At 32.9% G+C, this 8,868-nt stretch carries 7 protein-coding genes; 4 read left to right on the top strand and 3 right to left on the bottom strand.

Going from position 1 to position 8,868, the window contains the following annotated elements:
• From Q0891_RS11570 to Q0891_RS11555, 4 genes are all read left to right on the top strand, one after another.
• On the top strand, positions 1–2,457 hold a 2,457-nt coding region (locus tag Q0891_RS11570), incomplete at its 5' end, for a gliding motility-associated C-terminal domain-containing protein (protein ID WP_299101763.1).
• Positions 2,458–2,467: 10 nt separating this feature from the next.
• On the top strand, positions 2,468–3,403 hold the full coding sequence (locus Q0891_RS11565; RefSeq protein WP_299101761.1) for a type IX secretion system membrane protein PorP/SprF: 936 nt from the start codon (positions 2,468–2,470) through the stop codon (positions 3,401–3,403).
• Between the two features lie 13 nt (positions 3,404–3,416).
• Positions 3,417–5,354 (top strand): OmpA family protein, encoded by a 1,938-nt coding sequence (locus Q0891_RS11560; RefSeq protein ID WP_299101759.1) that lies wholly within the window; start codon positions 3,417–3,419, stop codon positions 5,352–5,354.
• Positions 5,355–5,459: 105 nt separating this feature from the next.
• On the top strand, positions 5,460–6,362 hold the full coding sequence (locus tag Q0891_RS11555; RefSeq protein WP_299101757.1) for a carboxypeptidase-like regulatory domain-containing protein: 903 nt from the start codon (positions 5,460–5,462) through the stop codon (positions 6,360–6,362).
• A gap of 80 nt (positions 6,363–6,442) precedes the next feature.
• Here the strand turns inward: Q0891_RS11555 and Q0891_RS11550 are convergent, their stop codons facing one another.
• The 3 genes from Q0891_RS11550 to pdxH all read right to left on the bottom strand — a co-directional run bounded on the left by Q0891_RS11550 (position 6,443) and on the right by pdxH (position 8,822).
• Positions 6,443–7,294 carry a T9SS type A sorting domain-containing protein gene (locus tag Q0891_RS11550; RefSeq protein ID WP_299101755.1) on the bottom strand — a complete coding sequence of 284 codons (852 nt, stop codon included), beginning with the start codon at positions 7,292–7,294 and terminating at the stop codon, positions 6,443–6,445.
• A 109-nt stretch (positions 7,295–7,403) separates the two neighbouring features.
• A complete protein-coding gene (locus Q0891_RS11545) occupies positions 7,404–7,898 on the bottom strand; it encodes a CAP domain-containing protein (RefSeq protein ID WP_299101752.1) in 495 nt (164 codons plus the stop codon).
• A 276-nt stretch (positions 7,899–8,174) separates the two neighbouring features.
• The gene (gene pdxH, locus Q0891_RS11540) at positions 8,175–8,822 is read right to left on the bottom strand and encodes a pyridoxamine 5'-phosphate oxidase (protein WP_299101750.1); all 648 of its coding nucleotides are present in this window, start codon (positions 8,820–8,822) and stop codon (positions 8,175–8,177) included.
• Positions 8,823–8,868: the final 46 nt, after the last annotated feature.

Below are 8,868 nucleotides of genomic sequence, written 5' to 3'. Positions count from 1 at the left end.
GGAGACACTAATACGAATGATCTTTTAGATCCTACAGAAACTTGGATCTTTACAGCGCCTGATTATACTATTACGCAAGCTAATGTTGATGCTGGGAATATTACCAACAATGTTACCGCTGATGGTCTGCAGCCTGATGGAACAACTGCTGTTCAAGCTACAGATACTTATATCATTGATGCTAGTAATACAGATGTAACATTGTGTAATGAATCTGGAATAGAGCTCGTTAAAACTGGTGTTTTCAATAATGATAATGGCAATAGTTGTACAGAAGTTGGTGAGACTATTACATACACCTTCACTGTTACTAATACTGGTGATATTGCATTAGCAAACCTTACTATTACGGATCCCTTGTTAGATAATTCAACGCCTGCAGTGAGTATTAACTTTACTTCTGGAGATACTGATAATGATAATCAATTAGATCCTACAGAAACTTGGATATACACTGCTACCTATTTAGTTACTCAAGCAGATATTGATAACACAGAAGTTATTAACGCTGCTACTGTAACGGCACAAGAGGTTGTAAATAATACAACACTGAGCTCTACATCTCAAACAACAACCGAGTTAATTGAGGATACAACACCTCCTGACACTTCTAATTGTACAGTTGAAGATGAAACCATTGAATGTAATGGTTTAAATAATGAAACCAATGCAAATGCTTGGAATGCAGCTAATATTCTTGCTTTAGAAAATTGTGCTACTGATGCTTGTGATAATAATTTCACAGTAATTTCTGATTATGCGTTTACAAACCTTGTCTCTACATGTGGATCCAGTGGAACTATTACAGTGACTTATACCTTAACAGATGCTACTGGTAATTCTACAACATTAACAGCTACACTTACCATTGAAGATACCACTGGTCCTGATTTATCGGCTTGTACTGTGGTTGATCAAACTATTGAATGTAGTGGCTCTGAAACTGAAAACTCTGTTATTGCATGGAACAATGCTAATATTACAGCTCTTGAAACTTGTGGTACAGATGCCTGTGATACTAACCCTACAAATGTGGTAACTTCAAACTATGACTTTAATAATTTAATCGCAACTTGTGGTTCTAGTGGAACAATTACGGTAATATATACCGTTGCCGATGATTGTAATAATACATCTACAATTAGCGCGACATTAACCATTGAAGACACCACTGCGCCTACTTTTACGGTGCCTGAAAATATAACTGTTGAATGTGATATTGATGTGACGGATGTTTCAATTACTGGTGATGTGACGGATGAAATGGATAATTGTTCTAGTGGTTTACAAGCGACCTTTGCAGATAGTACTGTAACTGGTAGTTGCCCTGGAGAAGCGGTCATAACTAGAACTTGGACTTTAAGTGATGAGTGTAATAACACCACTACTTTAGTACAAACTATTACAGTACAAGATACTACTGCGCCTACTTTTAATGAAGCGCTTCCGACGGACTTAACTACAGAATGTGATGCCATACCTGGTGCGGATACGTTAACAGCTACTGATAGCTGTAGTTCTGCAGAGGTTACCTTTGAAGAAGAAATTATTGATGGCTCATGTATCGGTGATTATCTTATTGTAAGAACATGGACGACTAGTGATGATTGTGATAATGAAGCGGTGCATACACAAATCATAACGGTTCAAGATAATAATGCACCTACACTATTAACACCCCTTGAAACTTCTATTGCTGTACTTTGTAGTGAAATACCAACGGTACCTAATCTTGTGTTTGAAGATTCCTGTTCTAATAATATTGATGTGTCTTTTTATGAAGAATCAACTCAAGGTATTGACCCAGAATTCTATGATATTACTAGAATATGGACTGTAACTGATGATTGTGGTAATCAAACAGAGTTCTCTCAAAATATCGCTGTGGAAGTCGGGAACTATATTGATGTTGTAGATACCGCACGTTGTACTTTAGATCCTGAATTTGATCTCTTTGATTTATTATCTGGTGATTTTGAAACAGATGGTGTTTGGAGTATTATTGCTGGTGATGCCACTCTTAATGGTAGCTATTTTGACCCAGGATTACATCAGGTTGGTAATTATACCTTCGGATATGCTATTCCTAATGGTCCTTGCCAAACCGAAGTAGAAGTAAATATTGCTATTGATGATGATTGTGTGGTTTTACTTTGTGGTGAAGATGATGTAGTGATATCTAAAACTGTGACGGCTAATGGAGATGGATTTAATGACTTTTTTACCATTACAGGAATTGAGGTTTGTGATTTTGAAATCGAAGTACAAATATTTAATCGTTGGGGTGCGGAGATTTATAAATCTAATAATTACAACAATGATTGGAGTGGATTGTCTCATAATTCATCTGTAGGAAATTCAGGTAATGTCCCAACAGGTACATACTATTATATTGTGCATTTAAAAGATAGTGGCTTAGCCCCTTTTACTGGTCCTATCTATATAGCAACAAATTAAAACTTAACCAATGAAGTTATCTAAATACATCTGTATTGCTGTACTCTTTTTTAGTGGATCTATGAGCTTTGCTCAGCAGTTACCACAGTTTACACAATATATGTTTAACACCATTTCTATTAATCCTGCCTATGCTGGGAGTAGAGAAACACTTAGTGTCGTTGGACTACACAGAAGTCAATGGGTGGGTCTCGAAGGTGGTCCTGAAACGCAAACGTTATCTGTCCATACGCCTTTAAGAAATGAAAACATGGGATTAGGAATCTCCTTTATCAATGATAAGTTAGGATACGAAAACTTCTCATACCTATATGCTGATTATTCTTATACCATTAAAACAAGTGAAAACACAAAACTAGCCTTTGGGATTAAAGGTGGTGTAACACATTACAGTTTAGATGAAGCGTTATTAAATGATCCATCCGTAGTTGATGATCCTTTTTTTAATGATGTCTCAAACCGATGGAGTCCTAATTTTGGTGCTGGCCTATTTTTACATGCACCTAAATGGTATGTCGGGTTATCCGCACCTAGAATTTTAAATACCGATTATAATAAAGGACGAAATGGAACTTTAGATTACATCGCTTTAGAACGCATTAGCTATTATTTAACCAGTGGATACGTTTTTAATTTAAGTGAAAATACGAAACTAAAACCCTCTGTATTACTTAAAGCAACTAATGGTGCACCTTTATCTTTTGATATTTCGGCTAACTTTTTGTTTAATGAAGTCTTTTGGATTGGTGGTGCATACAGAATTAACGAAAACGCTGCCGCTATAGGTGGTATTGCTGATTTTCAAATATCAAAGCAGATGAGAATTGGTTATGCCTATGAATATCCTATATCGGATTTAGCAGCATACACCAGTGGTACACACGAAGTATTATTAATGTTTGAAGTCTTTAAAAGTAAACGTATTAAATCGCCTAGATATTTCTAAAAACTATTCTAATATGAAAATTAAATTATTAACCCTTTTATTAGTTTTAGTCAGTACTTTGAGCTTTGCTCAAACCAAACTAGCAGATAAGTTTTTTGAAAATTACGGCTACGTAAAAGCTATTGAATTATACGAAAAAGTAGTCGAGAAAGGAAAAGAAGATGCACACGTATTAACGAGACTTGGTGATGCCTATTACAACAATTCTAATTCTGAAAAAGCGGTCTATTGGTATGAAAAAGCTTTAAGTAAATACTCTAATATTGAAGCGGAATACATTTATAAATATATTCAATCCCTTAGAAGTATTGGTAATTATAAAGAAGCCAATATTTGGTTTAAAAAATTAAGCCAAGCCCAACAAGGCGATAGCCGTTTAAAAGGGTACGATCCCGACAATATTGATATCTTTGATCAACTAACCTCTAAAAATATTGATCTTGTAGTTACCTTAGAAAACCTGCCTTTTAATTCTGAATTATCAGATTTTGGATCTTATGTAAAAGACAGTACGCTCTACTTTGCTTCCGCCAGAGGCGAACATAAAAAAGTCTATAACTGGAACAAAGAACCTTTTTTAGATATTTTTCAGATCCCCATTAAACAAGACGAAAATGAGGAAGGCGAAATCATTGAAACCTACGGATCGCCTTCTGAAATTATTGGAGAACAAGTAAACACAATCTATCATGAAGCCTCTATTGCCATCACTAATGATGGTAAAACCATGTATTTTACTAGAGATAATATCAATCAGCGTCAACGCCTAAAATACGATAAAGAAGGGACAACTCACCTTAAAATTTACAAAGCATCTTTAGTGGGTAAACAATGGACCAATCCTGAAGAATTACCTTTTAATGATGATGTGTTCTCTACAGGACATCCGTCTCTAAGCGTAGATAACAAAACTTTATTTTTTGTCTCTGATCGCGAAGGTGGTATGGGACAAACAGATATTTATTCTGTAGACATTAAGGAAGATGGTTCCTATGGAGAACCCGTAAATCTAGGCAATACGATTAATACAGAAGGTCGTGAAATGTTTCCTTTTGTAAGTAAAGACAGTACCTTTTATTTCTCTTCTGATGGCCATTTAAATTTAGGACTATTAGATGTATTTAAATCTAATATGCTTAAAAATGAGTCTTCTGAACCTGAAAATATTGGTGCCCCTTTTAACAGTGGTTATGATGATTTTGCGTTTTATATCGATAATGAATCCCAAAAAGGATACATCTCTTCTAACAGACCTGATGGTAAAGGCGGTGATGACATCTATGGCTTTACAATCTCTGAATGCCATCAAATTATTTCTGGTATAGCATCAGAACACAGAACCGAAATTATTTTAAGTGAGGTTAAAGTCCAACTTATTGACCAAACCGGGAAAATTATTGATGAAATTATTACTGATGAGGATGGTGCATACACCTTTGAGGTTGAATGTAACCAAACCTATACCATACTAGGAACTAAAGAAGATTACCAAGAGGACAAGAAAATCATCACAACTTCTAGAAAAAACGAAGACACCATAACCGCTGATCTGGTGCTTAAACCACTAATCTTAGAAAGTCAGATTATTATTAACCCTATTTTCTTTGACTATGATAAGGATGCAATTAGAACCGATGCACAATACGAACTCGAAAATATTGTAAACGTTTTACGTAAGCACAAAGAAATGGTCATTAAAATTGAATCCCATACCGACAGTAGAGGACGTGATAAGTATAACCTAAAACTATCAGACAGACGTGCTAAATCCACTAGAGAATACATCATATCGCGTGGTATTGAGCCTAGCAGAATACAAAGTGCTAGAGGTTTTGGGGAAACTAGATTGTTAAATAAATGTGCTAATGGTGTTAAATGTTCGGAAGAACAACACCAAGTTAATAGACGTTCTTACTTCTATATCGTGGATGGTGAAGAGCAGAAGCCTTAAATTAACTAAACCATAGTTTTACTAAGAAAAAAGAGTGAGTTCGTATTGAACTTGCTCTTTTTTGTTTAAAATTAGATTATTGTAATATTGTAGTAATACATAAGTATGAAATATTTAATAATCATAACTTTTCTTTTTTCAAATTTTTCAGCACATACTCAAACCTTAAAAGGGACTGTTATAGATAGTCTTACTAATGCAAAATTAGCCTACGTAAACATTTCAGTAAAAGGTAAGAACATAGGAACGTATAGCAATGAAAAAGGTAAATATTCTATAGATTTTTCTCAGTCTTCAAAAAACGATACACTAGTTGTGTCTTTAATAGGCTATAAAAAACTAAAAATAGCCGTGTTACAATTTCTCAATTCTGACAACAATACATTAAATTTTAAAATGCGCACTATTCATGAAGCTTTAGATGAAGTTTTTATAAAAAGTGAAGCCATTAAGTATAATAAAAATACAATTAAACTTAAAACTGGAAATAGAAAACAAACCTTCCCTACTTCTTCAACTTATGGCTCAGAGACAGCAATTCTAATTGAGAATTCTAAAGAGAAAAGAGGTAAACTAACTTCATTACAATTAAAGTTTAAAACCATAAATGATAAAGATTTCAAAACATATCAAACCTATTATAGATTAGCCTTTTACGCTGTAAATGACTTGGGCTTTCCTAGCGATCCTATCTACTATGAAGACATCATAATTAAACCTGAAAAAGATCAAAAGAATTTTAAAATTGATTTAGAAGGTTTGGATATACCTTTTTTAGATAAAGGAATATTTGTTGGTATCGAAACTATAAAGCCAGATAAAGTTAAAATTGAAGGTTCAATGTATTTAACAACACCTAGCATTCTATATACACATACCACCCAAAAAATAAAATACTCACGTTCTCGATCAATAGATTGGGTTAAACATTCAAAAAAGTCAGTATTTAAAAAGAGATTATTCGCTATTCCTTTTATAAAAGTAGAAGTAAAATACGAAGCTGATTGAATTAAATTCTAAATCTATTTCAAAAAAAATCTCCGATTAAAATTTAACCAGAGATTTAAAATAGATAATCTATTTTGAGCTTAATCTTTAATAATTTTCAAAGTTTGACCATTTTCAGTCTTTAGCAGGTAGATTCCTGATGTTAAGTTAGAAAGATCTAAACTTTCGTTATTTTTTAATGTTCCTTTAAAAACTTGATTTCCCAATATATCATACATCGAAAAATTTTCAGCTGTAGTTAAACCTGAAACCTTAATATAATTTTTTGCTGGATTTGGATAGCATTTAATTCTATTAGTAGATAATGTTAAATCATTTACTGAAAGTGTATTACTTTGCAGAGTAACAATTGTATCTAAAGGATCTTCTCCCCAACAAACACCCGCAAATAAAAGCGTATTTTTAGGGGTTATATTCCATTCTGATTCAATGAATGTAGAACTAGGTCCACTATCACTGTTTCTTTGCACATAAGAGTTTGAAAAGTTCCAAGATTTTGTTTCTCCATTTTCTCCATCAATTCCAAAAATATCTAGTACTTGGTCGTTATTTGACGAATCTACGAGTCTAATCTTATCACCTCCTTCTACGCTAGATAATAACGTACCTGTAGTGGTGTTTTGTGCTGTTCTGACACCAGAAAAATTAACATCGAACGCATCAATATCATTAACTAAATATAAATATGTATCAGTGTATTGCCCAACACCAATAGAGTTATTTGTAACCCAATTATCTGCCGAAGCAAATTGATACTGTATTTTTAAGTTAGTGACATCTACAGTACCGTCAACATATAACTCTATAAATCTTGGTGCTACATCACCTGTAGGACAATCTCCTTCTACCATTGTAGTAATCTTTACGCTCTGAGCAAACGCCAGAAAAGATAAAATTGAAAAAAGTAAACTGAATAGTAATTTTTGTTTCATAGTCTGAGATTAAGGAATGAATATATATTAACCAGATTAGGGTGCTAACCTGTTTTATTGTTTGAATGCTAAAAATTATAAGTAATATCTAATTGTGTAAGTATAAGTATTATCGCTTAATAAACATATTAGTGAAATACCATTTGCCTTCTAAATTTTGTTCAGCAGAAACATCAAAATCTGTATGATCACCTTCTATATTAGCTCTATGACCAGGACTGTTTAACCATGCTGTCACAACACCTTGCGCTGTATAAAAACCATAACCTACATTTTCTGTAACAACAGCTGCACTTGCATTATCTTGTAAACTTTGCTTTCTTAAATAGAAATAATCATGAGAAACATTATCTTCTTCAATCATGTAATTAGTATGAGTTAATGCAACTGCTTTAACAGTATCATGATTCTCTAACGCATTTAAACCTATAGAAATTCTATGTGCATTAATTAGCTCCATAATCTCAATTTCTATCTGCTTAGCTTGAGGAACTGCAGGTACTTCAATAGCATTTAAGTCATCCTCTAGAGGTTCTGATGAACAAGATGTTAAACTAAACAGTACAAATAATGTCAATAAAGAAAAGAATTTAAGGGCTTTCATAAGCTAGGTTATTTAGGTTTGGGAATACTAAATTAACCTCACACTTATATTAAAATGTTAAAGAAATGTTAAAAACGACAAACTACATGTTATTCGTCGAATTAAAATGCAAAACATCGACGAAATGCACTTTTGATTCTAATTTTAACGTAGAACAACATTGATTAAATGTATTTCATCGATGTTTTAAATAGTGAAGAACAACATATAATGATATAATAATCGCTTAATTTTAAATTGACCTTATAATAATTCATTTATTAGATTATTCAATGATTATGGTTCTAAGCGCTCAATCTTCCAATTATAATCTTTTTGAAGTTTATATCTGATTCTATCATGTAACCGATTAGGTCTTCCTTGCCAAAATTCTAGTTCTTCTGGTCTTATAATATAACCTCCCCAATTTTTTGGTCGCTCTATAGTTTGTCCTTCATACTTAATTTCTAACTCTCTTAGCTTAGATTCTAATATAGATCTATTTTTTACTACTTCACTTTGATTAGATGCCATTGCACCTAATTGACTTCCTCTTGGTCTAGACTCAAAATAACCATCACTAAGATTTTCTAAAATTTTTTCTGCCTTACCTTTTATTATAATTTGGCGTTCTGCGGCATGCCAAAAGAAGGATAAACAAACGTTAGGATTTGCTGCTATTGCTTTCCCTTTTTCGCTATTATAATTAGTGTAAAAAATAAAACCTTCGTGCGTATATTTCTTAAGTAGTACTACTCTATTTTTAGGATAACCATCTAATCCTAAGGTAGAAATTGTCATCGCATTAGTTTCATCTACATTAAAATGTGTATCTACTTCTACAAACCAATCGCGGAATAATTCCATTGGATTTTCTGGTACATTATTTAATAATAATTCCCCCTTTTCGTATGATTTTCTGTAATTGCTTAAGTCCTTTTCCATAGTAATACGAAGTTAATTCAATATTTTGTTTCTATCAAAAAAAGTG

This window comes from uncultured Winogradskyella sp. (genome assembly GCF_947498005.1).
Taxonomy (GTDB): domain Bacteria; phylum Bacteroidota; class Bacteroidia; order Flavobacteriales; family Flavobacteriaceae; genus Winogradskyella.
The sequence above is the reverse complement of the archived record's forward strand: the minus strand, read 5'-3'. Positions and strand labels throughout refer to the sequence as shown.